Consider the following 25,059-nt stretch of genomic DNA (forward strand, 5'->3'; position numbering starts at 1 on the left):
ATGAGGGCGCGAAAATCTCTCGGTTATTACATGCCAATGTCGAACACGTTCGGCAGTTGGCCCGCCAGAGGCAGCGCGGTGGCGCCCAGGAAGGTCGCCACCATCGCCATCAGGCGACGGTTGTTCTGGCGCTTGCCGCGCATCTGGCCGGCGATCCATTCCAGCATCTCGCTGTTGACCTTCGAGGCATAGGACGGCGCCCAGCTCTCGATGTCGGTATCCTGCGCCAGCGCGACGCTGCGCGGCGGCACCTTCAGGCCCGAGGCGCTCGCGGCGTAATGGGCGACGGCCTTGGTCAGGAGGTCGTCGAACCGGCCGCCATCGGCGCGCTCGGTCGCGGCCTCGTTGATCTCGAACAGCGCCTCGGCTTCGGCGCGGCTGACCGGCTGGTCGTTGACGGCGGTGGCGGTCAGGATGCGGGCGCACCAGGCGGTGTCATCGGCATCGAGCGAGCGGGAAAAATGCACCCGGCCCTTGGTGGTCGGGCCTTCGCCCGTAATCACGCCGTCGCGCACGATAGAGAGGGCATGGGCCGCGGTATCGCGGCAGGACGGTTCGAGGGACGGCGACTCAACGGACTTCGGCAGTGCGGCAGACATAGTTCACTTCCAGATTTCTTCTGATCGACCAGCATTTCCATGCCGGCGTAAAGGGGTGGTTAATGATTCGATATGGGGATCGCGACTTTTCTCAATGGTTGCCGATTAGTCGCTACGAGGACCGTTTCGGTTCCGGAGAGCGTCGGGCGAGCGTGATGCGGGTCATAAAAGGCTTTATCGGGGCAATCGAGACCATGAATCCCCGGTGGAGCTGTTTCGCCGCACGCGCCCCTGTAACAGAAAGGTGCTAGGAAATCGGCCCTTCAGAGAAGGAATTCACATTTTACTTCAACCAGTTCACTTGAGATCGCCAAGACCCTATACTGATAGCGACGGCCAACGGCAATTTACAAGCAAATTCAAAGTGATGAGGTCAAGCCATGACACTTCCGATCGGCACCACTGCCCCTGATTTCGAAGCCGAGACCACCGAAGGGAAGATCAAGTTCCACGACTGGATCGGCAATAGCTGGGCTCTGCTGTTCTCGCACCCGAAGGACTTCACGCCGGTTTGTACGACCGAGCTCGGCGCTCTCGCCAAGTTGAAGCCGGAATTCGACAAGCGCGGCGTCAAGCTGATGGGCCTCTCGGTCGATCCGGTCGACCGCCATTCGAAGTGGTCGGAGGACATCAAGGAGACGCAAGGCGCGGCCCCGAACTACCCGATGATCGGCGACACCGACTTCAACGTCTCGAAGCTCTACGAGATGCTGCCGGCCTCGACCTCGGGCGATCCCCTCACCCGCACGCCGGCCGACAACCAGACCGTCCGCAACGTGTTCATCATCGGGCCGGACAAGAAGATCAAGCTGGTGCTGGTCTATCCGATGACCACCGGCCGGAATTTTCAGGAAATCCTGCGCGTGATCGACTCGCTCCAGCTCACCGCCAAGCATCGCGTCGCGACCCCGGCCGACTGGTCGCAGGGCGACGACGTGATCATCGCGGGCTCGGTTTCCAATGACGAGGCCAAGACGATCTACCCGCAGGGCTGGAAAGAGCCGAAGCCTTACATCCGGATCGTGCCGCAGCCCAAATAAGGGCCGTCATCCGGTCACGCGCTCAGCGGCCTAACGGCCCGCAAGTTTCGCGGGCAGTTAGATTTTGCCGTCAGTTGCGTCACGGCAGGCGGATCGTTTCAGCCCGCCAAGGAGAAGATCAAGCGGAGATCAAGCCGCTTGCACGCGATCGAGGAAGCTGTCGACCTCGGCCTTGAGATGCAGGCTCTCGCCTGACAGCGCCTGAGCGGAGGCAAACATCCGGCTCGAAGTCTCGCCGGTCTCGCTGGCGCCCTCGGCCGCATGACGGACATTGACCGCAACGTCGGCGGTGCCCGAGGCCGCAGCGCGAACGCTGGCTGCGATGTTGTGGGTGGCGCTGCGCTGCTGCTCGACCGCAGCCGAGATCGAGCCCGCGATGCCGCTGATGCGCTCGATGGTCTCTGTGATCGCCTTGATGGCGGTCACCGACTCCTCGGTCGCAAGCTGCATGCTCGCGATCTGGGTCGATATCTCGTCGGTCGCCTTGGCGGTCTGGCCGGCGAGCGTCTTGACCTCCTGGGCCACCACTGCGAAGCCGCGCCCCGCATCGCCCGCGCGCGCGGCCTCGATGGTCGCGTTCAGCGCCAGCAGATTGGTCTGCTCGGCAATCGAGGTGATCAGCTTGACGACGTCGCCGATGCGCGCGCCGGCTTCCGAGAGCTGCGCGATGCGCTGGTCGGTGGCCTCGGCCTGCTGCACCGCCTCGGCGGAGATCGCACTGGATTCCTGCACCCTTCGGGTGATCTCGGAGATCGATTGAGACAGCTCGTCGGAGGCTGACGCCGCCGAACGGACGTGGTCGGAGGCCTGCTCCGACGCGGCGGCCGATTTCGCCGACAGGTCGGCGGTGGACCGGGCATTGTCGGTCAATTGCCGCGCCACGCGCTCGAATTCGCCGGAGGAGTGCAGCACCTTGTCGAGGATGCCGCCGACGCTGCCGCGGAACTCGCCGACGAAATTGCGCAAATCGGCCTTGCGCTGCTCGACCGCCGCGGCCGCAGCTTCCGCCTGCTCGCTGCGCAGGCGCGCCCGCTCTAGCGAATTGCTCTTGAACACCGCAGCCGTGCGGGCGATCTCGCCGATCTCATCCGCCCTCTCCTCGCATTCGATCGAGACGTCGCTCTTGCCGTTGGCGAGCGCCGTCAGCGAGTGCGTGACCGAGGTGAGCGGCCGGGTGACGCGGCGGACGACCAGCATGGTCAGGACCAGAACCAGCAGCGCGGCGATGCCGGCGGCGACCGCCATGCTCTCGATCGCCTGGGCCAGCATGCTCTCATATTGCGCCATGGGGATGCCGACATAGAGAATGCCGACGACCTTCCCGGCTGCGTCAGCGATCGGGAAATAAGCGGTCATGAAGGTCTTGCCGAACAGCGTGGCCGGCCCCTTATAAGCTTCGCCACGTCGCAAGAGGGCTTGCGCCGGATGGTCGGCGGCTAGCTGGGTGCCGACGGCGCGGTCGCCATTCTCCTTCTTCACGTTGGTCGAGCGGCGCACGAACTGCCCGCTGGCATCGTCGAACACGAACAGGGTCGCATTGCCGCCGACATAGGACACCGCGCGATCGACAATGGCATGATCTTTCAAGTCCGGCATCTTGGCGATCTCGGCGCGTGCCACCGCGCCATCACGCGTTGCGATCCTTGCGTCGGGAACGACCTCGGCGAAGGCCAGGGCCAGCGTGCGCAAGCTGACCTCGATGTCGCGCAGCGCGCGATCGTTGAATGCGGAGGTGAGCGACCAATAGCCGGCGCCGACCACCAATGCGGTGTTCATCGCAATCAGCAGGACCGCACACAGGACGGCCTTGGTGCCCAGCTTGAATTGCGGCACGAACTTCGCCGTTATTGAGTTGGACATGGATGCAACCACCCCCGGGAATTCCTGCATATTCATGCAATCGGCTTACGACCCCATTAACGCGGTTCACAGCGCGACGCGCGGCATGTTTCCAAATCGTAAACGAGGACACTCCGTGACCGCGCCAAGCCCCTCGATGCCGGCCTGCGCGAGCTCTGGCACACCGGCGTGATGCACAACCGGGCCTGGATGGTGGTCGCCTCACAGGGCGAGAAGCTCGACCCTGATGGAACCTACGTCCGGCGCTGGGTCCGGGGCTGAAACACCTGCCGGCGAAGTTGATCCACCACCCCTGGCAGGCGACACCGATCGAGCTTGCGGGTGCCGGCGTCACGCTCGCGCGCGCTCGCCGCTTACGCCAAGATCCGCAAAGGTTGAGCGCCGCTTTGACACAATTATGAAACCCGCTATCGTCATCGCTCCATGCAAACCGTGGGGGACACGATATGGACGACGATAAGCCGATCGCCGAGCAGGCGATGGAGACGATCACCAGCGCCGTGGAAGCGACCAAGGACGCCGCAGTCACCGCCGTGAAGAAGGTGAGGAAGGCCGCCAAGAAGGTCGCGAAGAAAGTCGCGCCGAAGAAGGCAAAGAAGGCTTCCAAGAAGAAGACTAAAAAGGCCGCCAAGAAGTCCGTGAAGAAGGCCGCCAAGAAAACAGCCAAGAAGACCGCGAAGAAGGCTACCAAGAAGAAAAAGAAGGCCAAGCGCTGATCGCAGCCTCAGAGCAAGTCTCCGGGTGCAGGCGCGCCCGGAGGCTTCCCCTCTAACCTGCCCGCTTCGATGCGCGCAGGCCCGGGTGGTGCTTTCCCTTCGGATCGCGAAATTCACTGCGATGGCCGCGCCGGTCTTCGGCGTTGAAGCGCCGCCGCTTTGCGGGTGAGCCGAACGCTTTGATCACTTTCCTCCCGTTGACCTTCTTGATGACGTAGCCACCCTCGGTCATCGAGAACGGCGCCTTCAGCGTTCCCTTGTGGTCGAACTTGGTGCCGCGGGGATGCTTGAAGGGCTCGAACCAGGACGGATAGACGAAGTTCGACATCGGCAAGCCGTCGACGTCGAAGGAGTCCTCCTCCACCGCGTCGCAGACCTCATAGGCATACTGGGTGTTCGGATTCTTGTCGGCCCAGAGATTGGCCATGGGGTCGAGCACCATCTCGAACAGCTCGTGCGAAGCCGCCACACTGATCGGCTCGTCGCCCAGTGCCTTGACGAAGATCTTCGAAATCGGCTGGCCGCGATGGGTCAGCTCATGGCGCCCGAGCATGTTCTTGTGCAAGGCATCGTCGAAATAGACCAATTGCCAGTCGGTGGCCTTCGGCTTGCGCGTGACATAGAGGTCGACCGGATAGCCCCACACCGGCAGGAAATGCTTATCGTAGCACTTCTGGAGCGCCGCGGTGAGCTGGCTCATGTCGCGATCGTTGATCGTCTCTCTGGTGTAGTTGATGCAAGCAATCCGAACCGGCTTCAGGGACCTGCCGAGCAGTGCACGCTTCGCCTTCTTCATGGAAATCACCGTGTGAAAGGGCAGCTGAAATGCGGCAAGCCTAGCACGAACGCGGCCCGCACGTCAGGGATGTATTCCTGCAGCGCTGCCTACGCGCCGAAGCGCCGGTTGACCACGAACACGGCGGCCGCGCACATCGCCATGCCGGCGATCGCCAGCGCATCGAGCTGCTCGCCGAACAGCAGATAGGCCATCAGTGCGGTCACCGCAGGCACCAGATAGAACAGGCTCGCAACCGACGTCGCCGCGGCATGGCGGATCAGCCAGTACAACAGCCCGATCGACCCGATCGAGAGCGCGACCGCGAGCCAGCCGAGCGCAAGCACGAACTCCCGCGTCCAGTGCACGACACGGTCTTCGAACAGGAACGCGCCGACCGTGAAGAAGATCGTGACGGCCACATACTGCACGAGGTTGCCGGCGCGCCAGTCGATGTGGTTGCAGTAGCGGCGCTGATAGAGCGTGCCGAGCGTGATGCTGATCAGCGAGACCACCGAGGCGAGCCAGCCGAGCCCGGCCTCGCCGGTCATGGGGCGATTGTGCAGGATCAGCGCCACGCCGCCGAGACCGAGCAGCAAGCCGCCCCATTGCACCGGCGTCACCTTCTCGCCGAGCCAGCGGTTGGCGATAGTCGAGGTCAGGATCGGCTGCAGGCCCGGAATGAGCGCGGAAAGCCCCGCCGGAATCGAATGCGCGATCGCAATCGCGGTGCCGCCGAGATAGAAGCCGTGGACGAGAATGCCGGCGACCGCGCTGTGCGCGATGCCGATGCGATCGGGCCATTTCGGACGGGCAATCGCCGCGATGATCGTCATCAAGCCGACCACCACCGCCATGCGGATGGCGAGATAGGTCAAGGGATCGGCGTTGTTGATGACGTATTTGGTGCCGATGAAGCCGGTGCTCCAGAGCAGCACGAACAGCACCGGCGCGGCCCGCGCGGCCAAATGATCTTGATTATGATTCATTGCCGTCCTCATTGCCCGAGCGGGGGCGGTGCGGCAATGCGAATTTCGGATGCTGCGCTGCGAGGGAGACGCGGCTCAGATCAGCCGATCACCATTCTTCCGGACAGGGATCGATGATCCTCCAGAGATCCACCCCGTTCTTGATCTTCTTCATGTCCGTGGTGAGCCCGCCATTGCGGCGGATCCAATCCTTCACCGTATCAGGATAGTAGGACATCAGGTCGGACGTCCCCTCTGAGCTCGTGACCTTGATGCCGAAGGTGAAGGCCTTGTCGTAATAGGCCTGGTGGAAGCCGAGGCTCGCGCGCGGCGTCACGCAGATCTTGTTCATCGGCACGATGCCGAGCACCAACGTGCAGGCCGAGTTGCAGATGCCGTCGATGATGACCCGCTCGCCCTTGTCGCGGACGCGCTTGTACTTGGTCTTGTACTCCTCGACGTAGCCGCCATGGTCTCGAGTGATGTGCAGCTCGGCGCGCGCTGGCGTGGCAGCAGCGACGAGGAGCAACAGCAGGCTGAGGAGCGTGATGCGCATGGCAGCGTGACGACGAAAACCTTGCAGGAACGAACCGGTCTCGAAGAGCCCCCAAGTAAAACCCCCAAGGGCCGGCGAGAGGAATCTTAAGCCGGAGTCTCTTTGGCCATACTTGTGTGGGGAATTCGTTAAGCATCCTGAAAAGGCCAAAAATGGGCAGGGTTCGAGCGCAGTTCCGGCAATTCTGCCACACCCACCCGGGAATCTGCGGGATTTGCCCCGATTTCCTGGCCCGGGACGGGTGCCCGGGCGGCCCGAAATGGCTATAGATGGCAGACTTATTCGTGCGGGTTCCGGAGAATCGAGATGAGCAAGTTGAAGCTTGTAGCCGCGGTTGCTGCCCTGTCGGCCGCAATCCTAGCCCCTGGCCTTGCGGAGGCACGGGGACATCACCGGTACCACCGCTCCTACGCCAACCCGCTGCCCTACCCGGTCAGCTATCTGCATAATTACGGCCCGGGTATCACCGCCGGCACCTTCGCCTTCTATGACGGCCCGTCGACCAACCACTGCTACCAGAGCGCGGCCGCCTATGTCGGCCAGGATGGCCGGCGGCACCCCTGCTACTGAGGGGCGCCGCGGCGTCCTGTCGCGGCGGGCGCCCTAACCGACGGCGGCCCCGACAGCAGCAACTGCTTCTCGATCTCGTAGACCGGCAGCTTGACGAGGTCCTTGCCGACCTCGCCTTGGAGAAACATTGCTGCTGCCCTTCGCGGGACTGAATCGGTCAATCCGAATTCCTCGAAAATGTCTGCGCGACATGAGCACCGCGTTGTCTATGGACGCAAGTCTGGGCTCGTCTGGCGATGCTTGATCGGGGTGGGCTGGCTGAAGTTCTATTCATCAGCATTACATTTCGGTTCTGCCACAATTTGATCAGAACATCTTCGATATCCTGTATTGCGCAAGCAGAGGAAGACATCATGAAGCTTAAAATCGGCCTCGTCGCCGCGTCCCTGTTCGGTGCCCTCGCGGTATCATCGCCGGCATCAGCCATGCCCGTTGCGCCTGCACCTGCGACGCCGCAGGTCTCCGACGTCGAGCAGGTCCGCATGGTCTGCAATGCCTGGGGACGCTGCTGGTGGCAGCCGAACGTCTATTACGGCTACGGCTCCGGATATTACGGGCCGCCGCGCTACTACGCCCCGCGTTATTATGGCCCGCGCTACTATGGCTATTACGGCTATCGCCGCTGGTGAGATTTGAAGGGCCCCTCGGGCCCCTTCACTGATCTAGATCAAAGATGAAATTCGTCGCGCCGTCATTCTGTGCCGATGGCCGACTTGATTGTTTTCCGCTGCCCGCAGACGGGCATGAACGTGCAAACCCATCTCGAGAAGCGGCAGGGAGACGAGGGACGAAGCTTTGAGTCCTTCAGCTGCCCTGCCTGCACGAGGCTCCATTTCATTGACCTCACCACTGGTCAACCGATGAGCCGGGACCGTTGAGGGTGACATCGATCCCGTGGTCGTCGTGGCATGATGTCCGCAATATTACGGCATGGAATCTTGTTTACTGAATCGTCGTGTTTCGCCATTGATGGCGATGTACCGACGTTCATTTTATTATCACATTGCAACATCCGGCCAGACGCATGTTCTTCGACGCTCTCGCCCCGTCCTCCGCGCTCCAGCTGACCCGGTTCACCGATGTCGACGCGTTTCGACCGGCCGAGTCGCTGGAAGACGCCCGCAGCATTCCGCTCGACGTCGCCAATTTCGCAGCCGCGCGGGCGGTCGTGAACCTGCCGGCGTGCCGGATCATCGTCGCCAGATCGTTTGCGCGCATCCTCGATACCGCCTACCGCGCGCCGGGCGGCATGGTGATCCTACCGATGAGCGACGATCTGCGCGCTAGCTCGAGCGGAATGGATCTCGACTCGCGCTTTTTCATAGCCTTGCGCGGCAACCATGATTGCCATTTCGTCGAGCCTCAGATCAATCATCATGCGCTGATCATGTTCTCGCCCGCGCTCAGGGATCGCGGCTGGTTCGATCGCGCCGACGCATTGTGGGTTCGCATCGCGAACCCCGCCGCCCATCTCTACGCGCGGCAGCTTGTGCTCGACATCCTCAGGACCGCATCGGTCGCGCCGCACATGTTCGAGACCACGGAAGCCGCCAGCCATCTACAGGAAGGGCTGTTGCTCGCTTTCGACGATCTGTTTCGAACCAATCCGTTGTCGCAGCGTAGCGCCCCGAATGCAGGCGTGCGATCCGCCAGGCTCGTGCAGCAGATCGACGATTATGTCGCAGCCTATCCGACCGCGCCGATTTATACGGCCGATCTCGCCGGTGAGTTCGGCGTCTCGATCCGGACCCTCGGCGGTGCAGTGGCCAAGGTGCGCGGCATGAGCCTGCATCAATACATCCGCCTGAAGCGGCTGTGGGCCACCCGCACGCAGCTTCTCAGAAGCTGTGGTGCGTCGGTCGCCTCGTGCGCGCGCGCCCAGGGATTTCATCACCTCGGCGAGTTTGCCGCAGCATACCGCGCGACCTTCCACGAAGCGCCCTCGGACACGCTGGCGCGGGCCCGGCAAACCGGTCTTCCGGCCACATAGCGCAAACGCCCCCAGGCCGATAACGCGCCTGCCGACAGCGCGAGGGCGTGATTGCCAGCATAACTAATTAAGCGCGAGCTCCGCAAAGGGGCTGAGCGGTTCGGGCGGCCGGTGTTGTGCAGCCCAGCTGCCGGGTGCGGGTCCGCCGAATATTCATCGCCATGTTGCGCGACTGGTCCAAAAGCATGGAAACACGATGCCGCTGGGTGCGGTGATCGCCGAGAATAACGCGTTCATCAAAACGGAAAAGGCCGCGCCTCGAGCGCCTGGACAAAGGTGGCTACGGTCAAGGCCGCATAGACGGCCGAACCCACAACGATCGCGGCCCACCGTGCGGGACGATTCAGCGAGGTGACGGCCAAGGCCAGGAGCGGGATCGCCTGCTCGGCGTGAATGCCGAAGAAGTGCGCCACGCGCAGATCGCCGCCCGCGCGATTCCACCCGAACATAGGCAGATGCCCGGCGGCGGCGCCCACCGCGTGGCCGGTCTGCTGGCTCATATAGATTCCAAACCCGCCGCCCAGCACGACAGTCAACAGCAGGCCGGCGATGACCGCGGCTCGATATTCCGGCCTCAGACCGTCCGCCGGTCGCCGCCAGATACTCCAGGCGAGCGGCACATTCGCACTGATGATCACTAGAACGACTGCCCCCATCAGCCCATACATGACTGCATAGAACGTCGTGTCATTGTTGAAATGCGATCGCAGGCCATGCGCTGCCTGCCAGCTGATCCATACGAGTTCGAGGATGTTGGCAGCGATCAGGACGGCCACCGTGCGACGCATCAGCGGCGTTTCGCGCTGATCGGGTCGCACATAGCCCATGAACCACGCGAAGGTCAGCACATGGACCGCGATCGAGAACAGGAACTTGGCCGGCTTGGCCCAGACGCTGACGCCATCGATGGTCCGGGGATCTATCATCGACGCAGCAAGGACGGGCACGAGGAGCAGCAGCAGCGCCGCGCCAAAGCGCGTCAATGCCGGTTGGCGGCGTAGCCATTCGCTTGGAATTGCCGTGCCAGACGGGACAGAGCTAAGTGTCGTGGTCGTGGCCATCACGTTGCCTCCCGCGCGGGTAAGAGTCGCAGCCCGAGGAACAGAAGCAGGCCCGCCGGGCCGAACAGGAAGGTCAGGCCCAGGCACGGAATTAGTGCAAAACGATTGATCCGCCGCGTGAGGCCATCCTCGACGATCCAGCTCCCAACAAAGAGATCGAAGCCGAGATAGTGGAGCCAGCCTGCCACCAGCGCAGCGTCTACCGCAAAGAGCGCGCGCACCTGCTCGATCGAACCGAACCCACCGCCGGCCGCCTTGCTCCAGCCCTGCGCGATCAACACCACATACGCGACACCGAACAGCGCCGGGATCAACAGACGCGTGGTACGCCTCACGCCTTCCCGCGCGACCGGGACGAACAGAGATGTGAGCAATCCAAGCCAACCGAGCATGGCGATAGTGTTGCCGGTGCTGAACGCGAAACGAGGATCCAAGCGTCTTGCCCCTTCGATCTACTCAGTGCATAGATTGGGTTATGAACCCTAATCTACCCAGTGTCAAGATGGCGCGCGGCTATCATCACGGCCACCTCCGCGCGACCCTCTTGGAAGCCGCGGAAACCCTTCTCGCAGAGAAGGGCGTCGAAGGGTTCAGCCTGCGTGAGACGGCGCGCCGGGCCGGTGTATCATCCGGTGCCCCCAAACATCACTTCCGCGATGTTCGGGCCCTGCTGACGGCGATCGCAACGCTGGCATTCGACGATCTCGCCGAACGCCTTGAGGCAGCGAGTTCGGATCGTTCGGCAGATCGCGTGACGCGCATCCACCGCCAGGGTGCTGCCTATGTTCGCTTCGCAATCGAACAGCGCGCGCGTTTCGATCTCATGTGGCGCGTCGCGCTGCTGGACATGAATGACGCTGAACGCTGCCGCGCAGGTGACCGTGCCTTCGCGGCGATGGACCGACTGGTCCGAGGCGAAGACGCAGATGAGCTTGAACACGGCGATCCGCGCATGGCGCCCTCGATCGCCTGCTGGTCGATTGTGCACGGATTTGCCCGCTTGGCGATTGATGGCACCTTTGGCTTGGGGCTGGATGCCGCGAAACGCGCGGCGGATGCCCTGTTGCCCGCAATCCTGCGGCACCTCTCCGTTTGACCTCATCGTTCGAGGAGCAAAGGAAAGAAACTGGTCCCGGTGGAGCGTTACACAGCGCGCATCGAGGAGTTCTGTGGAGTGCGGTCAACCACGATGGGCGCAACACAAGCCTCGACGTTGCCTGCAACCGAAAAATCAACCCAACGTTGCCGAGAACCCCATCCCTTGTCTCCGGGCTGGACACATGCAGGCCGAGAAGCGGCAGGCGGTGGAGGCTATCGCTCAATACATCGGGCGGCTGAAGCAAGCATTGGAAGCGGGCAGCTTGAGACCGCCGCGTAACTTGCGTTACGAAGCCCGAAAGTCGCCACCCAGAAACCTCCCTGAAGGGAACCGGCGCGGCTGTTGTGCGTTTGGCAAAGGACTCAAGTCAGTTGGCGCGAGGGACTGCTCATGCCGGCCGGTCATTACAACATCCTGTTTTTGTCCAACCGCAACACAGCGCGTAGTATCTTCGCCGAGGCGGTCGCGAACCGATTAGGACAAGGACATTTTAAGGGCTTCAGTGCGGGTATGAACCCGGCCAATCTCCTGGACCCTCTGGTTGTAGATGTTTTGCGGGTCGCGCAGTATTCTGTTGATGGTTTGCGCCCTAAGCACTGGCAGGAATTCGCTAGAGCCGATGCGCCGCCCCTTGATTTCGTATTTACCCTCTGCGACCCCGTGGCCGGAGAGCCATTGCCACATTGGTCAGGTCGACCCATTACCGCCGATTGGCGTTATCCCGATCCTGCAAACCTTCCTGATGAAGCGTGGCAGCGGCGTAAGGAGTTGGCTCTGATACTAGCTGGCTTAGAGCGTCAGTTCAGGGCGTTCACGCAGTTGCCGTTCAAGTCGCTCGATCAAATCAGTTTGCAGGCGCGACTTGGTGAACTCAGTGAGCGAAATCAGCCAGAGGGGCAGATCGCGCGCTCCGCGAAATCCCCGAACGCCCCGCCCTTGCAATGATCAACGTCTCCGTCACTAGGACTGTCGACCCGCGGGCACGGGCATGGAAAGCTGATGCTCGACGTTGGCGGCGCTAGGCGGCAGCACGGGCCAAGAGCTTGTTCAGCATGTGCCGTTTGATCGCCGCTGAGTCCCGCTCTCGCAAGCACAATACCCGCATCTAAGGCGCGGCAATCTGCATCTCAATTGTCTCGTTGCGCTCGGTGACTTCGCCAAGCGGCGCAGCAATCGCTGCCAGTTGCTCCTTGAACGGTGTTAACGTTAGCCCCTCGACTTCAAGAATCTCAAATGCAGCAGATAGGCCGCGAAATCGACGATGGTCCCATACGTAGAATTCTTTGTTGAAAACAAAACCCCAAGGTCGATGAGAACGCCAGTCTAGGCGCGCGCTTGCAAGAGTTTCCCGACGGTTTCCCGCGCAAGAAAATCGCAATGCGAAGCTTGAGCTAAGTATTTGATTTCAATGGCGCGCTCGGAAGGATTCGAACCTCCGACCCTCGGAATCGAAATCCGATGCTCTATCCAGCTGAGCTACGAGCGCCCTGATGACCCAGGGTATTGGGCCACAAACCGATGCGCCGCGGACATGGGCTGGCAAGCCAGCTGACCTGCGACGTTCGGATTGGTTCGAATTAGCAGAGAGGTCGGACAATAAAAAGCCCTCCCCGCCACTAATCGAGGCGGCGCAGAGGCCCGCTGTTACCAGGTCGTGTTGAAAAGGCCGAAATGCGGCTGCTGTGCCACCAGCATCATCGGCTGGCCGCGCTGCGGTGCCGGATGCGCGCGGGCGACCTTGCGCCTGGGCTGAGCTGGAGTCTGAAGCTGCGGAGCCTGGGCCAAGGCTCCCTGAACCTGAGCCTGCGGCCTGGCGTCGACTTTCCTGGCCGCGGCCACATCGCCCTTCGGCGTGAACTGGGCGAAGGTCTCGCGCACCCGCGCCTTTGCCGACATGTCAGCCAGTGGGTCCGCCTGCGCGGCCGGCTGAGGCGCCGCGACGGCAGCCGTCTTCGTCACCGGCGCTGCAATGGTCGGCTGGCTGGTGTCGAGCACGACTCGTTCAGGCAGATGGCGGTCGGACCGGATCCGGATCAGCGGCTGGTCGTAGCTCGCGCCCGCGACGGCCTGCGCAACCGGCGACGTCGGCCAAACGAAATCAGCCGCAAACAACAGTGCGAGCAGCGCTCCACCGACGAACATGAAATACCGCAAGATGGGCATTGACGCGCTCCGCCCCCCGCATCCCCGCGTGGGCTTTTCGCCTTAACCGGCGATCCACTAATTGGTTCCTGCGCCCAGCCTGGTGGTTCAAATGGCAACGCCAAGATTTTTGGCCAAGGGGCAAGGACGGTAACTTTTCCGCTAGCGGAATGCGTGGCCGTTTAGGCGCGCCGCGCCGTGACCAGCGAACACGTCGCCTGATCGGCATTCACGTTGACGAAACCGACGGGAACGCGCGCAAACGTCTTGCGGCTCTTCATGCCGACGATATCGGCCAGCACGCGGCTGCGATCGGTCAGATGGCTGCCGTCGCGCCGCGTGAAGGCGCAGACGATCGCGACATCCTTTACGGCATAGTCATTGTCATTTCGCACGGTGAACGTAACAAGCGCCTTCGAGCCGAGACCGCCGCGCCGCCAGGTCTGCGATGAGATCTTCATCCGGTCGAGCCCGGCAGCCTCCGCAGCGGAGGTATCTGAGGCGGTTGTCGGGGGAGCTGGAGCGATGCTTGCCAGCGCCAATTTCACAGGCTCGGTTCGCGCGACATTACCTTCGGAGGGCGGCATCAACAGCCAAACGGCACCGCCAACCACGAGCGCAGCAAGCAGCCACAAGACGCCTCGCTTGAGCCAGACGCTTGTGGCAGACCCGGACCGCGACGGGTCCTCGCCATTCCCAGCGAAGCTTCCCAGTCCGTTCCGGCCAAACCCTGCGTTCATGGGTGTGTCACTCGCCTCCTTCCTCAATCCGTGAGACGAACCAAGGTTCCCGCAACGGCGCGAATCTCGGATAGGAGCCACGGTGGCGATCGTCGATTGGGATCGCTAACATGCGCTGCAACATCGCGCAGACCCTATCGGGAGGAATTGAAATGCCGGTCGTCGTCACCTGGGATCACATCCATCTGCGCAGCCCCGAACCAGAAACGACCGCGGCCTGGCTGCGCGACATCCTCGGCGGCGAAATCGTGCGCGCGCCGGGACGCATCGACGTGAACCTGGGCGGCGCAAGGATCTTCATCGCGCCGCTGGAAGGCGACAGCGCCGTCAGCCCGCCGCCCCCACACCCCCATCAGGGCCTCGACCATTTCGGGCTCACGGTGAAAGACATCGATGCCGTCGCCGCCGAGATCAAGGCCAAGGGCGTGACGTTCACCCGCGAGCCGACCACGATCCGGCCCGGCGTCCGCATCTGCTTCATCCGCGGCCCCGAAGGCATCTCCATCGAGCTGCTCGAGCGCGACAAGAAATATACCTGACGCGGCGCCGCATCTGAATTCGACGAGAAGCCGGGCGAGCTCTTGCCCGGCTAAGTCATGCTACCGGGCATAAAGCACCGGATCGTGACGCCCATGTAGCCGTAGATCGGCCAGACCATGGTGCGTCCGACCCGGTTCGGCTCCGAGATCACGGCCTCCTCGGGCACGTCGACCCAGACGAGCTCTTGCTCCCGGCCCTCGATGACGTAGCCAAGGCGCGGGATGCGGACACGATAGTGCCCGTCCTTGCTCTCCCAATCGGAATCCGAGATCGCCGAGCCGTCGGCATCGGAGCAGCATGGCCCCTTGCCGCTACGCAAGCCATCGAACCACGCCTTCAACTCTGTACTGGTGTTGACGAACTGGCCGCGGTCGCGCGCGTGCCCGAGCGGAGCAATCAACGCGATCAGCGCCAGCGCGCAAGCAAGACTTGCTGCGCTTCGCCATCGTGTGGGACAACCGATCCGTCGTCGTTGTGTTTCGCAATTCGTGGGACGCGCACTGTACTGACGCGGCTCATTGCCGCCGGAATCGATCCAGTTGCTCACGTTCGTCTTGCTCCAGCACCCCGCGGCTAGTGCAACAAAGGTTATGCATTTCGCGGGCCAACTCTGATTCGCAACGACCGGCCTCGCTGCATGATGAGACCGTCATAACCGCGTCACACACAAGCTGGGACAATTACGGTTCGCGTGCCGGCGTGGGACACCACCACCGGCAAAACCGCCGCGTTGCGCGAGGGGTTGCGCTTTGGCATAAAAGCTTTCACCGGTTACGCCATTGGGCGATGGCGGCCGGCCGACGGGACGTTATACGGGACGTTATGAAGAACGGCCTCTATTCGATCCACGTGAGCCTGCTCGATGGTCGAGTCGGCAAAGGCAGCGGCGTGATTCTTTTTCGCGACGGCAAGATCCTCGGCGGCGATGCCTACCTCTATTATACCGGCAGCTACGTAGTGAAGGACGACCACACCTTCAAGGGCGAGGTGCTGGTGCAACGGCACACCTCGCCGCGGGGCGATGACAATCCGCTGTTCGGCGGCCCCGCCCCGGTCGGCATTGGCGTCAGCGGGACCTACACGGAGACCCGCGCGGAAATGACGGGCACGGCGCTGGTCGGCAAGGCCAGCCTGATTTTCGGTGCCACCCTGCACAAGCTCGCAGAGGCCGACTAGCTAGGGCATGATCCGGAAAAGTGTGCAGCGGTTTTCCCTCGCGACAAACGCGGAACGCGTTTGCGCGGAGATCATGCTCAATCAATAGCTGCTATTCGGCAGCCTGCTCCAGCGGCGCGGTGCGCGGCAGGATTATCTGGATGCGAGTCCCTTCGCCCGGCTCGGAATCGAGATCAAGCCGCCCGCCGAGCCGGTTGGTGACGATGCTGTAGACGATGTGCAGTCCGAGACCGGTGCCGCCCTGATCGCGCCGCGTCGTGAAAAACGGATCGAAGGCGCGGCGGCGCACGTCGAGGCTCATGCCGCAGCCATCGTCTGAGACGATGATCTCGACATAGTCCTTGCCGGACTCGCGCACCCGGATGTCAATGGTCCCCGGACGTCCGTCCGGGAAGGCATGCGCCACCGAGTTCAGGAACAGATTGGTCAGCACTTGGCCGTACGGGCCGGGATAGCTGTTCATGGTCAGATTGGGCTGGCACTCGACGTTCAGCGTCAGGTTCTGCTTGCGCAGGCCCGGGCGCAGGCTCATCACCACCTGCTCGGTGAGATCGGCGAGGTCGAAGCTACGCTGGTCCGAATAGTTGCGGTCGGCCGCGACCTGCTTGAACGACTGGATCAGCTCGGCCGCGCGATTGAGATTGGAGACGAGCTGCGAGGACGCGTCGCGGCTGGTGTTGAGATAGTCGTTGAGCGTCGAGCGGCGAAGCTCGCCGCGCTCGACCGCGGCGCTGAACATCGCCGTCTTGCGCTCCAGCGCAGAGGCGACCGTGAGGCTGATGCCCACGGGATTGTTGACCTCATGCGCGACGCCGGCGACCAGGCGACCGAGGGCCGCGAGCTTCTCCGCCTCGATCAGCGAGGCCTGGGTCTCGCGCAGATTACGCAGCGCCGTCTCGGCGGAATCCTTGGCCTTCCGCATCTCCTGCTCGCCGCGCTTGCGTTCGCCGATGTCGAGCGCCACGGTGACGATCCGCTCGATCTCGCCCTCGGCATCCAGCAGCGGCAGCTTGTTGACCAGCCATTGCCGCATGTTGCCGGAGGCGTCCTGGTATTCCTCCTCGTAGAAGCCGAGGCCTTTGCGGTGCTTGAGCACCCTCTTGTCGTGCTCGTCCGTCTTGGCCGCGCCATAGCGCGACATCAGATCGGCGGTGGTGCGGCCGAGCGCGTCGCCGGGCTCGATACCGAAGATGCCGGCCATGTAGCGGTTCATCAGCACGTAACGGAGGTCGCGGTCCTTGACGTTGATGACGGCCGGCACGGTGTCGATGACCTGCTGGAGCAGGCGGCGGCCTTCGGCGATGGCATCTTCCGCCCGCTTCTGGTCGGTGATGTCGCGCAGCGTGCCCTCGTAGCGGACGATCCTGCCCTGCTCATCCCGCACGCCGGTCGCGCTGTCGGAAAGCCAGAGGATGTTGCCGCTGCGCTGGCGCACCTGATACTCGAACTCGCGCACCATGCCGTCGCGGTGCATCAGCCGCTGGTATTCCTGGCGTGCCTCGGGATGGACGTAGATGGTGTGGGCGATGTCGTTGATGCTGTCGATCAGATGCTGCGGGCTGTCATAGCCCATCATCCGTGCCAGCGCCGGATTGGCGTTGAGGAGATCGCCGGCCGGCGTCGTCACGTAGATGCCGTCGACCGAGCCCTCGAACAGTTTGCGATAGCTTTCCTCGGCCAGCCGCTGCTCGGTAAGCGCCCGCACCGCCGCCTCGCGCGCAGTATCGGCCTCCTCCAGCGCACGGCGGAACACCTCGGCCGCGCGCGCGATGTCGCCGATCTCGTTGTCGAGATCGGCCGACGGGATCGAGGTTCTTTTCTCACCGGCCGCGAGGGCCCGGATCGAGCGCGCGATCTGGGCCAGCGGGCGCACCGTCCGACGCACCACGAAGCCGGCGGCGAGGATGCCGATCAACACACCCATGCTGCCGAGCACGATGCTCTGCCACCGCGCCTCCGCAAGCGTCCGGGCGAAGTCGCGCGACAGTACATGGCCGCGGCGGTCGCTGACGTCGCGGAGCAATTCGGTGACCCGGCCGATCAGCCGGCCCTCGGTTCCCAGCACCTCGCGGTCGATATCGGCAATCTGCCGTTCAAGGACGGCGACCGCGATGATGGCATCGGCGTAATTGTTCACGGCCGACTTCAACCTGACATCTGCGATCTCCATCGTCCGCATGCCCTGCGCGGCCTGTTCGGCCGCGGATGGATTGCGTGCAAGCAGCCCGAGCGCGATCCGGCTCTGCGCCTCCGACAGGCGGGCGGCGAGATCGCGGTCCCCACTTTCGGAGACCGCCGCGTCGAACTGGTCGCGCAGCGGAGGCAATCCGGCAAGCAATTGCGCACGGCGATCGATCAGGGTCGAGATCCGCTGCAGCCCGCTGCGGTAAGTCGCAAGCCGCTCGGAGACGCCGTCGATCATATCCTGCTGTTCGGGGGCAAGATCGATACGGGTCTTCTTGAGGATGTCGCTCAGCGTCGAGGCGGCCTCGCCCACCTGCTTGAACTGGATGCCGGCACCGGGATCGGTAACGAAGTCACGCGCGGCGAGCCGCAAATCGTTCATGCGGCGGTCGATATCTTCCGCCAGATCGCCGACGCTCTGGAGCCGCTGCAGCTCGGCGAAGGTGGCGTCGATATGCCGGATCGCGATCACGCTGGCGGTCGAGGTGACGATGATCACCGCCAGCACCAGAATGAAGCTGCCGAACGTCATCTGGCCGATCGACAGCGAAAACGATCGCTTCGGCGGCGGATTCGGTGGCGTTTCGACGGTCATTGGGACGGAACCGGACTCCATACAATCCCAATATACGCTGTATCGCCCCTCCGGGGGAACATGCCTCCGCCAGCCGGAAGCAGCTGTTTTTCATGATGGTTTAGCGACGGCCGGGCGTCGGGCCGGGATCGTCATGGCGGCAACGCCGAGGACGACGCAGGCCAAACCAATCCAGGCGGTCCGGCTCAGGGTTTCCCCCAGAAAGGCGACGCTGATCGGGACCCCGAACGCATCGACGCCGACGATCAGCAGGATGCCGGCCACCACGCCGAACAGCTTTCGCGGGGTCGTCGCCTCGTGGCGGGTGACGACTGCCGTCAGCAGGTAGGTGAAGATCGGGCCGGCCGAATTGAGGATGGTGGCGAGCGATGCATCGACATGGCGCTCGCCCCAGGCGATCGGCGTCCAGGGGATCACGCTGTTGAGCACGGCCTGGAAGGCGAAGCGCTGCCAGGTCGGCCCGTCTGTCGGCATCTTGATGCCCCTCGCCCACATGACGGCGAGCAGCAGCAGGCCCGCGATCGTCGTGCGCGCGGCGATCAGCGTGACCGGCGGGATGGTGGCGACGCCAAGCTTGATGAAAGTGTAGGAGCCGCCCCACAGCGTTGCGAGCGCGACCAGCAGCGCCAGCTGGATGGCGATGTTGGTGTCCTGCCGGTTGTCCATCCGATGCGTCCCGTCCATTTCGCGATGGACGGAATCTCGGTCGCCAATACTTCGTTGCGTGTCGAAGTGTATTAGCCGACGGCTCCGACCTCGAACACCTCGCCGTCATAGCCGGCCTCGCGGGGGATGCGGAGCTGGCGGCCGGTTTCGGTCTTGGTCATGACGGGCATCACCGTGACGATCGATAGGCCCTTGGCGTGGTCGAGCGCGGCTCTCACGCTGCCCTGCTTCGCCAGCCGGATCAGGTTGCGCGTGGTCGGGAACGGCAGCTTGAAGCGGCCGCTCTCACCGCCCTCCACCGCTTCGCGCGGCGAGACCCAGATCGAGTCGGTGGACTCCAGCCCATCATGCGCGCCGAGCTGGTCGGGCGGCGCTGCCGCCAGAAAGAACCAGGTATCGAAACGCTTGGGCATGCCTTCCGGCGTGATCCAGTGCGCATACGGCACGAGCGTGTCGAGCGCGAGCTGGAGGTTGTTGTCAGAGAGAATGCTCAGGAAGCTGATCTTGTGCTCGTTGAGCGCAACGCGATGCGCATCGGCGATCTCGCCGGCGCGCTTGGCATCGATCGGCGTACCGGTCCCCTTCGCGCGCGCCAGCAGGATGCCGCTTTCTTCAAAGGTCTCGCGGATCGCGGCGATCCGAAAACCGCGGTCCGCTTCGCTGAGGCCTTCGCCGCCCGAATACAGGTCGGACCGCTTGACGATCTCCTGATCGCCGGCATCGACGCTGCCGCCGGGAAACACCAGCGCGCCCGAGTTGAACTCGATTTGATGGTGGCGAACCATCATGAAGACCTCGACCTCGTCGCGGCTCTTGCCGTCGACCCGTGCGCCATCACGCAGCAGAAGGATGGTCGACGCGGGACGTGACGCTGATGTCTCGGGCATTCAACTAGCCTGCAGCGCTCGATTGCGGGCCGAGATTGACGCGCTTGTCGACGCGGGCGACGCGCGACAACAGGTAGTCGACCTCCGCCTTCGCCGCCGGCGTGATGGTCGCGCCGGGCTTGCGCTGGGCGCTGGAGGCGATGATGCCGCGCTTCTGCAGCACGTGCTTGCGCACGGCCAGGCCGGCACCCGGCTGCTGCTCGTAGCGGATCAGCGGCAGATGGGCGTCGAACAGATCATGCGCGGCGTCGCGCTTGCCGGCCTTGGAGAGGTTCACGACGTCGATCAGAAGCTCGGGGAAGGCGTAGCCGGTCATGGCACCGTCGGCGCCGCGCTCCATCTCGAAATCGAGGAAGAGCCCGCCATTGCCGCAGAGAATCGAGAGCGGACGCAGCGAGCCGTCCTTCTGGAAATTGCGCAGCGTCGAGATCTTTTCCAGGCCCGGCCAATCCTCGTGCTTGAGCATCACGCAATTCGCATTGTCCATGACGATCTTGCGGATCACCGCGGGCGTGAACACCACCGACAGGGTGAGCGGATAATCCTGCAGCACCCAGGGCACATCAGGTCCGATCGCCTCGGCCGCCTGCTTGTAATAACCAACGATCTGGTCGTCGGTGCGAAGCGAGGGCGGCGGCGCGATCATGACGCCGGCCGCGCCTGCATCCATCGAGGCCTTCGCCAGCGAGCGCATGGTGGCAAAGCCCGGCGCAGAGACGCCGACGATCACCTGCATTGTCTTGGCGCGCTTGACGAAGCGCACCGCCACCTGCTCGGCCTCGGCGGCATCGAGCTTCGGCGCTTCACCGAGGATGCCGAGCACCGTGACGCCGTCGCAGCCGACCTCCTCGTAGAAATCGGTCAGGCGGTCGATCGAGCGCTCGTCGATGCGGCCGTCATCGTGGAACGGCGTCGGCGCGATTGCGAAGGTGCCCTTGGCGTCGGCGGTGAGTTTCATCAGTCCCTGTATCCTCTGTTCGTCATTCCGGGGCGGCTCGCAGAGCCGAACCCGGAATCTCGAGGTTCCGGGTTCGACGCTTCGCATCGCCCCGGAACGACAACAACGGCTAAAACCGCCGCGCGCCCATCTTGATCTGCTCCTCGGAGAAGAAGATCTCCTTGGCATGCTCAACGACGTCCTGGGCTTTCCAGCCCGTGTGCGGCGGTTTCCAGCCTTCCATCTCCATCATCCGCATTTCGCGCACGCCGCGGGGCCCGGACACGCCCAGCACCTTGCCGGTCTGGTCGCCCGACAAATCGCTGACCATGTATAGCACGGCCGGCGCGATGCCGTCCGGCCCCAGCGCCGCCGAGGGGTTCTCCTTATAGCGGGGCAGGTCTGCGGTCATGCGGGTCAGGGCGCCCGGGGCGAGCGTCCAGATCCGGATGTTGTACTTGCGGCCCTCGATCGCCAGCACGTTGGAGAGGCCCCAAATGCCGCCCTTGGCCGCACCGTAATTGCTCTGGCCGAAATTGCCGATCAGGCCCGAGGTCGAGGAGGTGTTGACGATGACGCCGCCGCCGTTTTCCCGCATCCAGCGAAACACCGGCATGGTGCAACAAAAGGTGCCCTTCAGATGCACCTTGATGACCTTGTCCCAGTCGGACTCCGAGGCCTTTGCGAAGGTCTGGTCGCGGAGGATGCCTGCGTTGTTGACCAGGATGTCGGCCCGGCCAAAGTGCTTGATGGCGTCGTCGAACACCGACTGGCCGCCTTCCATGGTGGAGATGTCCGCGCCATTGGCGACCGCCTTGCCGCCCTCGGCCTTGATCGCGTCCACAACAAGCTGCGCCATCGACTTGTCGGCGCCGGAGCCGTCGCGGGGACCGCCGAGGTCGTTGACCACGATCGAGGCCCCTTCCCGCGCGAACAATTTGGCGTAGGCCTCACCGAGCCCCCCGCCCGCGCCAGTGATCAGCGCGACCTTGCCGTCGAGTAGTCCCATGGTGGCTTCTCCCTGTTTTTGTTTCTCTTCACCTCGCCCCGCTTGCGGGGAGAGGTCGGATCGCCCTTGCGATCCGGGTGAGGGGGTACAGGTCTCAATACCGTCTCAGCTCGAGGTGAGAGCCCCTCACCCCGCCCTCTCCCCGCAAGAGCGGGGCGAGGGAGACGACGGCCATCGCATGTTGCTAACCCAGCACCGTCTTGCCGTTCTTGATCACGGTGACGCCGCGCGAGTTCACCTTGGCTTCGAACGAGATCGTGTTGCCGTCCTTCCAGAGGTCCATGGTCACGGTCTCGCCGGGATAGACCGGCGAGGAGAACCGCGCGGCGTGCTGGCGGAACGCGCTGGCGTCGTAGTCGGCATAGGTCTGGAGCACGCCGCGGCAGGTGATGCCGTAGGTGCACATGCCGTGCAGGATCGGTCGGGGGAAGCCGGCCTTCTTCGCAAACTCGGGATCGCTGTGCAGCGGATTGCGATCGCCGCAGAGGCGATAGACCAGCGCCTGGTCGGGGCGCGTGACGATGTCGATCGTCCTGTCGGGCGCACGCGACGGGATCTTGTGCGGATCGGGCTGGGTCAGGTTCGGCCCGCCAAAGCCGCCGTCGCCGCGGGCGAAGCGCGAGGCAACGAGCGTGGCGAGCTTCTCGCCCTTCTCGTTCTTCATCACCGTCTGGTGGCTGATCACGACGCCCTTGTCCTTGCCCTTGTCGTAGACCTCGACCACTGAGGAGTCCGCTGTGATATTGGCGGCGACCGGCAGCGGCTGATGGAAGGTGATGTCGCGCTCGCCGTCGACCACCATGACGCGGTTGAGGTTCATCTCGCCCGGACCCGAGCCCCACGCCGCGACGGAGGCGAAGGTCGGCACCACCTTCAGCGGCCGCGGCGTGAGCGTGCCCTCGTTGACGAAGGCGAGTTCGTTCTCGTCCATCGGATCGGCGCCGAGGCCGATGCCGTAGGCGTAGAGCATCACCTCGCGATCGCCATAGGCATATCTCTGGCCGATGTTTTTCAGGCCTTTGAGTTCTTCGTATCTGGCGGACATTTTCTGGTTTCCTCCCGGAATTTCACCGGCGCTCATTGATGCGCCTTCTCCCCTTGTGGGAGAGGGCCACGAGATGCCGGCCACGTACGCGTTTGGGTGAGGGGTTGCTTCCGCACAAAGACTTTTTCCGTAGAGCCATACCCCTCATCCGGCGCTGCGCGCCACCTTCCCCCACAAGGGGGGAAGGAAGAAGAGCTACACCGGCGTGAAGAACGGCAGCGGGGCGCCGTCGGTCGGCTTGAACACCACCTTCACCTTCTGGCCGATCTTGAGCTTCTCGAGTTCGCAGTCGACGAAATTGGTCTGCACCGACGGGCCTTCCTTCAGCGTGACGTAACCGATCGCATAAGGACCGGTCGGCGACTTCCGCATCAGGCTCCAGGTGTAGATCGTGCCCTCGCCCGAAGCTTCCTCCCAGACCGTCTTGTCCGAATAGCAGAACGGGCAGATCGAACGCGGGAAGTAATGCGCTTCGCCGCAGGCGGTGCAGCGCTTGATCATGAACTTGCCCTGCTTGGCCGCATCCCAGAATGCGGCGGTCTCGGGATTCGTGACCGGGGCCGGATATTTTTTTGCATCACCCATCACACGCGCTCCAGAATGGCCGTCGAGGCGGCGTGGCGAACGCCCAAAAGACCGCCGGTGCCGTGGGCGATGGCGAGATCGCAATTCTTGACCTGCACCTTCGGATGCGCCTCGCCGCGCAGCTGCCGGACGGCCTCGATGATCTTGGTCATGCCGCCGCGGTTGACGGGATGGTTGCTGCAGAGGCCGCCGCCGTCGGTGTTGAAGGGCAGCTTGCCGACCCCCGAGATCAAATTGCCGTCGGCGACGAACTTGCCGCCCTCGCCCTTCTTGCAGAAGCCGAGGTCCTCGAGCTGCATCAAGACGGTGATGGTGAAGCTGTCATAGATCGAGGCGTACTTGATGTCCTTGGGCGCGATGCCGGCCTCCTCGAACGCGCGCGGGCCGGACCAGATTCCGGCGGAGTATGTGAGGTCGAGATCCTTGCCGCCGCGCGGACCCTTCATCGCCTCGCCATGACCGATCAACTTGACCAGCGGCTTCTTCAGGCTCTTTGCAATTTCCGGCGTCGTCACGATCAGCGCTCCGCCGCCGTCGGAGACGACGCAGCAATCCATGCGATGCAAGGGATCGGAGATCATCGGCGAGTTCAGCACGTCCTCGACGGTGACGACGTCCTTGAGCATGGCATGCGGATTGTATTGCGCATGATGCGAGGCCGCGACCTTGATCCAGGCGAGCTGCTCAGAGGTGGTGCCATAGTCGTGCATATGGCGCATGGCACACATGCCATAGGCATTGTGCGTGGTCGCGCCGTAAGCGGACTCGAAATCGGCTTCCGCGCCGGCCGCGCGCGGCGGCATCACGCCGGTGCGCGGCTTGCCGGCGAGCGTAATCAGCGCGATCGAGCACTTGCCCGCCGCGATCGCTTCGGCGGCATGGCCGAGATGGATGATGTAGGAACAGCCGCCGGTCTCGGTGGAATCGATGTGGCGGAGCTTTTTCGTGTTCAGCCCGAGATAATCGACCATCGGCCAGGCGCCGCCGGGGGCGTCACCCGCGCAGAAATAGCCGTCGACATCGTCCTTGGAGAGCCCGGCATCCTCGATCGCGCCCTTCGCGACCTCGGCGTGCAGCTGGGCGGTGGATTTGTCCGGCGCATGCCGGGTCGGGTGTTCGTAGATCCCGGCAATGTAGGCTTTGCCCTTGATGGTCAAAACAGAGGTCTCCGCTCGCGTTTCTTCTTGGCTCTTTTTTCTGAACCGCAGTCGGCTGATTGGCAAGCGCGGAAATATTCCGTCGGGCGAGAGGGCAGCGGGTTGGCGCAAGTGGACGTCCCGTTTATCGCTGCGTCGTCATTGCGAACGCAGCTTCGCGAA

At 63.4% G+C, this 25,059-nt stretch carries 28 protein-coding genes, 1 tRNA gene and 1 pseudogene; 10 read left to right on the top strand and 20 right to left on the bottom strand.

The window, feature by feature from the left end; translation table 11 throughout:
- Positions 1-26 precede the first annotated feature (26 nt).
- Positions 27-599, bottom strand: a complete 573-nt coding sequence (locus tag ACP2YP_RS23935) for a hypothetical protein (protein ID WP_426418786.1) — start codon at positions 597-599, stop codon at positions 27-29.
- A 380-nt stretch (positions 600-979) separates the two neighbouring features.
- Between ACP2YP_RS23935 and ACP2YP_RS23940 the strand changes: the two genes are divergently transcribed.
- A complete protein-coding gene (locus ACP2YP_RS23940) occupies positions 980-1,639 on the top strand; it encodes a peroxiredoxin (RefSeq protein WP_426418787.1) in 660 nt (219 codons plus the stop codon).
- 129 nt (positions 1,640-1,768) lie between these two features.
- Here the strand turns inward: ACP2YP_RS23940 and ACP2YP_RS23945 are convergent, their stop codons facing one another.
- Positions 1,769-3,499: a methyl-accepting chemotaxis protein gene (locus tag ACP2YP_RS23945; protein ID WP_426418788.1), complete on the bottom strand. Its 1,731-nt coding sequence runs from the start codon at positions 3,497-3,499 to the stop codon at positions 1,769-1,771.
- Between the two features lie 132 nt (positions 3,500-3,631).
- Between ACP2YP_RS23945 and ACP2YP_RS23950 the strand changes: the two are divergent.
- Positions 3,632-3,877, top strand: a pseudogene (locus ACP2YP_RS23950) (FAD-binding domain-containing protein); the annotation flags it as partial.
- Between the two features lie 68 nt (positions 3,878-3,945).
- On the top strand, positions 3,946-4,215 hold the full coding sequence (locus ACP2YP_RS23955) for a histone (protein WP_426418789.1): 270 nt from the start codon (positions 3,946-3,948) through the stop codon (positions 4,213-4,215).
- A gap of 52 nt (positions 4,216-4,267) precedes the next feature.
- On the opposite strand, the gene ACP2YP_RS23960 is transcribed toward ACP2YP_RS23955, so the two are convergent.
- The 3 genes from ACP2YP_RS23960 to ACP2YP_RS23970 all read right to left on the bottom strand — a co-directional run bounded on the left by ACP2YP_RS23960 (position 4,268) and on the right by ACP2YP_RS23970 (position 6,514).
- Entirely contained in the window at positions 4,268-5,011 is a 744-nt protein-coding gene (locus tag ACP2YP_RS23960; RefSeq protein ID WP_426418790.1) for a hypothetical protein, read from the bottom strand.
- 89 nt (positions 5,012-5,100) lie between these two features.
- Entirely contained in the window at positions 5,101-5,979 is an 879-nt protein-coding gene (locus ACP2YP_RS23965) for a DMT family transporter (RefSeq protein ID WP_426418791.1), read from the bottom strand.
- Positions 5,980-6,067: 88 nt separating this feature from the next.
- Positions 6,068-6,514: a hypothetical protein gene (locus tag ACP2YP_RS23970; RefSeq protein WP_426418792.1), complete on the bottom strand. Its 447-nt coding sequence runs from the start codon at positions 6,512-6,514 to the stop codon at positions 6,068-6,070.
- Positions 6,515-6,820: 306 nt separating this feature from the next.
- Here ACP2YP_RS23970 and ACP2YP_RS23975 point away from each other — a divergent pair, with 306 nt between their 5' ends.
- Positions 6,821-7,084, top strand: a complete 264-nt coding sequence (locus tag ACP2YP_RS23975) for a hypothetical protein (protein WP_426418793.1) — start codon at positions 6,821-6,823, stop codon at positions 7,082-7,084.
- Here ACP2YP_RS23975 and ACP2YP_RS23980 read toward each other — a convergent pair.
- Complete coding sequence (locus ACP2YP_RS23980; protein WP_426426472.1) at positions 7,078-7,212, bottom strand: hypothetical protein; 135 nt, start codon at positions 7,210-7,212, stop codon at positions 7,078-7,080. The genes ACP2YP_RS23975 and ACP2YP_RS23980 overlap by 7 nt on opposite strands.
- A 225-nt stretch (positions 7,213-7,437) precedes the next feature.
- Here ACP2YP_RS23980 and ACP2YP_RS23985 point away from each other — a divergent pair, with 225 nt between their 5' ends.
- Both ACP2YP_RS23985 and ACP2YP_RS23990 read left to right on the top strand, forming a co-directional pair.
- Positions 7,438-7,713: a hypothetical protein gene (locus ACP2YP_RS23985; RefSeq protein WP_426418794.1), complete on the top strand. Its 276-nt coding sequence runs from the start codon at positions 7,438-7,440 to the stop codon at positions 7,711-7,713.
- Between the two features lie 395 nt (positions 7,714-8,108).
- Positions 8,109-9,074, top strand: a complete 966-nt coding sequence (locus ACP2YP_RS23990; protein ID WP_426418795.1) for a helix-turn-helix domain-containing protein — start codon at positions 8,109-8,111, stop codon at positions 9,072-9,074.
- 236 nt (positions 9,075-9,310) lie between these two features.
- Here ACP2YP_RS23990 and ACP2YP_RS23995 read toward each other — a convergent pair whose 3' ends face one another.
- Both ACP2YP_RS23995 and ACP2YP_RS24000 read right to left on the bottom strand, forming a co-directional pair.
- Positions 9,311-10,135, bottom strand: coding sequence for a hypothetical protein (locus ACP2YP_RS23995; RefSeq protein ID WP_426418796.1), 825 nt, complete (start codon positions 10,133-10,135; stop codon positions 9,311-9,313).
- Positions 10,135-10,569 (bottom strand): ABA4-like family protein, encoded by a 435-nt coding sequence (locus tag ACP2YP_RS24000; RefSeq protein ID WP_426418797.1) that lies wholly within the window; start codon positions 10,567-10,569, stop codon positions 10,135-10,137. Before ACP2YP_RS24000 ends, ACP2YP_RS23995 begins: the two co-directional genes overlap by 1 nt.
- A gap of 68 nt (positions 10,570-10,637) precedes the next feature.
- Here ACP2YP_RS24000 and ACP2YP_RS24005 point away from each other — a divergent pair, with 68 nt between their 5' ends.
- Both ACP2YP_RS24005 and ACP2YP_RS24010 read left to right on the top strand, forming a co-directional pair.
- Complete coding sequence (locus tag ACP2YP_RS24005; RefSeq protein WP_426418798.1) at positions 10,638-11,231, top strand: TetR/AcrR family transcriptional regulator; 594 nt, start codon at positions 10,638-10,640, stop codon at positions 11,229-11,231.
- Between the two features lie 393 nt (positions 11,232-11,624).
- Entirely contained in the window at positions 11,625-12,179 is a 555-nt protein-coding gene (locus tag ACP2YP_RS24010) for a protein tyrosine phosphatase (protein ID WP_426418799.1), read from the top strand.
- A 464-nt stretch (positions 12,180-12,643) separates the two neighbouring features.
- Here ACP2YP_RS24010 and ACP2YP_RS24015 read toward each other — a convergent pair.
- From ACP2YP_RS24015 to ACP2YP_RS24025, 3 genes are all read right to left on the bottom strand, one after another.
- Positions 12,644-12,720, bottom strand: a tRNA-Arg gene (locus tag ACP2YP_RS24015).
- A gap of 158 nt (positions 12,721-12,878) precedes the next feature.
- The gene (locus ACP2YP_RS24020) at positions 12,879-13,397 is read right to left on the bottom strand and encodes a hypothetical protein (RefSeq protein ID WP_426418800.1); all 519 of its coding nucleotides are present in this window, start codon (positions 13,395-13,397) and stop codon (positions 12,879-12,881) included.
- Positions 13,398-13,558: 161 nt separating this feature from the next.
- Positions 13,559-14,116 (bottom strand): hypothetical protein, encoded by a 558-nt coding sequence (locus ACP2YP_RS24025; RefSeq protein ID WP_426418801.1) that lies wholly within the window; start codon positions 14,114-14,116, stop codon positions 13,559-13,561.
- A 152-nt stretch (positions 14,117-14,268) separates the two neighbouring features.
- On the opposite strand from ACP2YP_RS24025, the gene ACP2YP_RS24030 reads away from it, so the two are divergent.
- Complete coding sequence (locus ACP2YP_RS24030) at positions 14,269-14,655, top strand: VOC family protein (RefSeq protein ID WP_426418802.1); 387 nt, start codon at positions 14,269-14,271, stop codon at positions 14,653-14,655.
- 50 nt (positions 14,656-14,705) lie between these two features.
- On the opposite strand, the gene ACP2YP_RS24035 is transcribed toward ACP2YP_RS24030, so the two are convergent.
- Entirely contained in the window at positions 14,706-15,203 is a 498-nt protein-coding gene (locus ACP2YP_RS24035) for a hypothetical protein (RefSeq protein WP_426418803.1), read from the bottom strand.
- A gap of 275 nt (positions 15,204-15,478) precedes the next feature.
- On the opposite strand from ACP2YP_RS24035, the gene ACP2YP_RS24040 reads away from it, so the two are divergent.
- Complete coding sequence (locus ACP2YP_RS24040; RefSeq protein WP_187437378.1) at positions 15,479-15,832, top strand: GrlR family regulatory protein; 354 nt, start codon at positions 15,479-15,481, stop codon at positions 15,830-15,832.
- A gap of 91 nt (positions 15,833-15,923) precedes the next feature.
- Here the strand turns inward: ACP2YP_RS24040 and ACP2YP_RS24045 are convergent, their stop codons facing one another.
- The 8 genes from ACP2YP_RS24045 to ACP2YP_RS24080 all read right to left on the bottom strand — a co-directional run bounded on the left by ACP2YP_RS24045 (position 15,924) and on the right by ACP2YP_RS24080 (position 24,897).
- A complete protein-coding gene (locus tag ACP2YP_RS24045) occupies positions 15,924-18,611 on the bottom strand; it encodes a PAS domain S-box protein (protein ID WP_426418804.1) in 2,688 nt (895 codons plus the stop codon).
- 90 nt (positions 18,612-18,701) lie between these two features.
- Positions 18,702-19,277 carry a DMT family transporter gene (locus ACP2YP_RS24050; RefSeq protein ID WP_426418805.1) on the bottom strand — a complete coding sequence of 192 codons (576 nt, stop codon included), beginning with the start codon at positions 19,275-19,277 and terminating at the stop codon, positions 18,702-18,704.
- A 71-nt stretch (positions 19,278-19,348) separates the two neighbouring features.
- Positions 19,349-20,164, bottom strand: a complete 816-nt coding sequence (locus ACP2YP_RS24055) for an NUDIX hydrolase (RefSeq protein WP_426418806.1) — start codon at positions 20,162-20,164, stop codon at positions 19,349-19,351.
- 4 nt (positions 20,165-20,168) lie between these two features.
- Positions 20,169-21,122 (bottom strand): dihydrodipicolinate synthase family protein, encoded by a 954-nt coding sequence (locus ACP2YP_RS24060; protein WP_426418807.1) that lies wholly within the window; start codon positions 21,120-21,122, stop codon positions 20,169-20,171.
- A gap of 109 nt (positions 21,123-21,231) precedes the next feature.
- Positions 21,232-22,110: an SDR family oxidoreductase gene (locus ACP2YP_RS24065; protein WP_426418808.1), complete on the bottom strand. Its 879-nt coding sequence runs from the start codon at positions 22,108-22,110 to the stop codon at positions 21,232-21,234.
- A 184-nt stretch (positions 22,111-22,294) separates the two neighbouring features.
- Positions 22,295-23,155 carry a MaoC/PaaZ C-terminal domain-containing protein gene (locus tag ACP2YP_RS24070; RefSeq protein WP_426418809.1) on the bottom strand — a complete coding sequence of 287 codons (861 nt, stop codon included), beginning with the start codon at positions 23,153-23,155 and terminating at the stop codon, positions 22,295-22,297.
- Between the two features lie 195 nt (positions 23,156-23,350).
- On the bottom strand, positions 23,351-23,740 hold the full coding sequence (locus tag ACP2YP_RS24075; protein ID WP_426418810.1) for a Zn-ribbon domain-containing OB-fold protein: 390 nt from the start codon (positions 23,738-23,740) through the stop codon (positions 23,351-23,353).
- Entirely contained in the window at positions 23,740-24,897 is a 1,158-nt protein-coding gene (locus ACP2YP_RS24080; RefSeq protein ID WP_426418811.1) for a thiolase domain-containing protein, read from the bottom strand. The genes ACP2YP_RS24075 and ACP2YP_RS24080 overlap by 1 nt, the downstream gene beginning before the upstream one ends.
- Positions 24,898-25,059 lie beyond the last annotated feature (162 nt).

The organism is Bradyrhizobium genosp. A (assembly GCF_049949275.1).
In the GTDB taxonomy this organism is placed as follows: Bacteria; Pseudomonadota; Alphaproteobacteria; order Rhizobiales; family Xanthobacteraceae; genus Bradyrhizobium.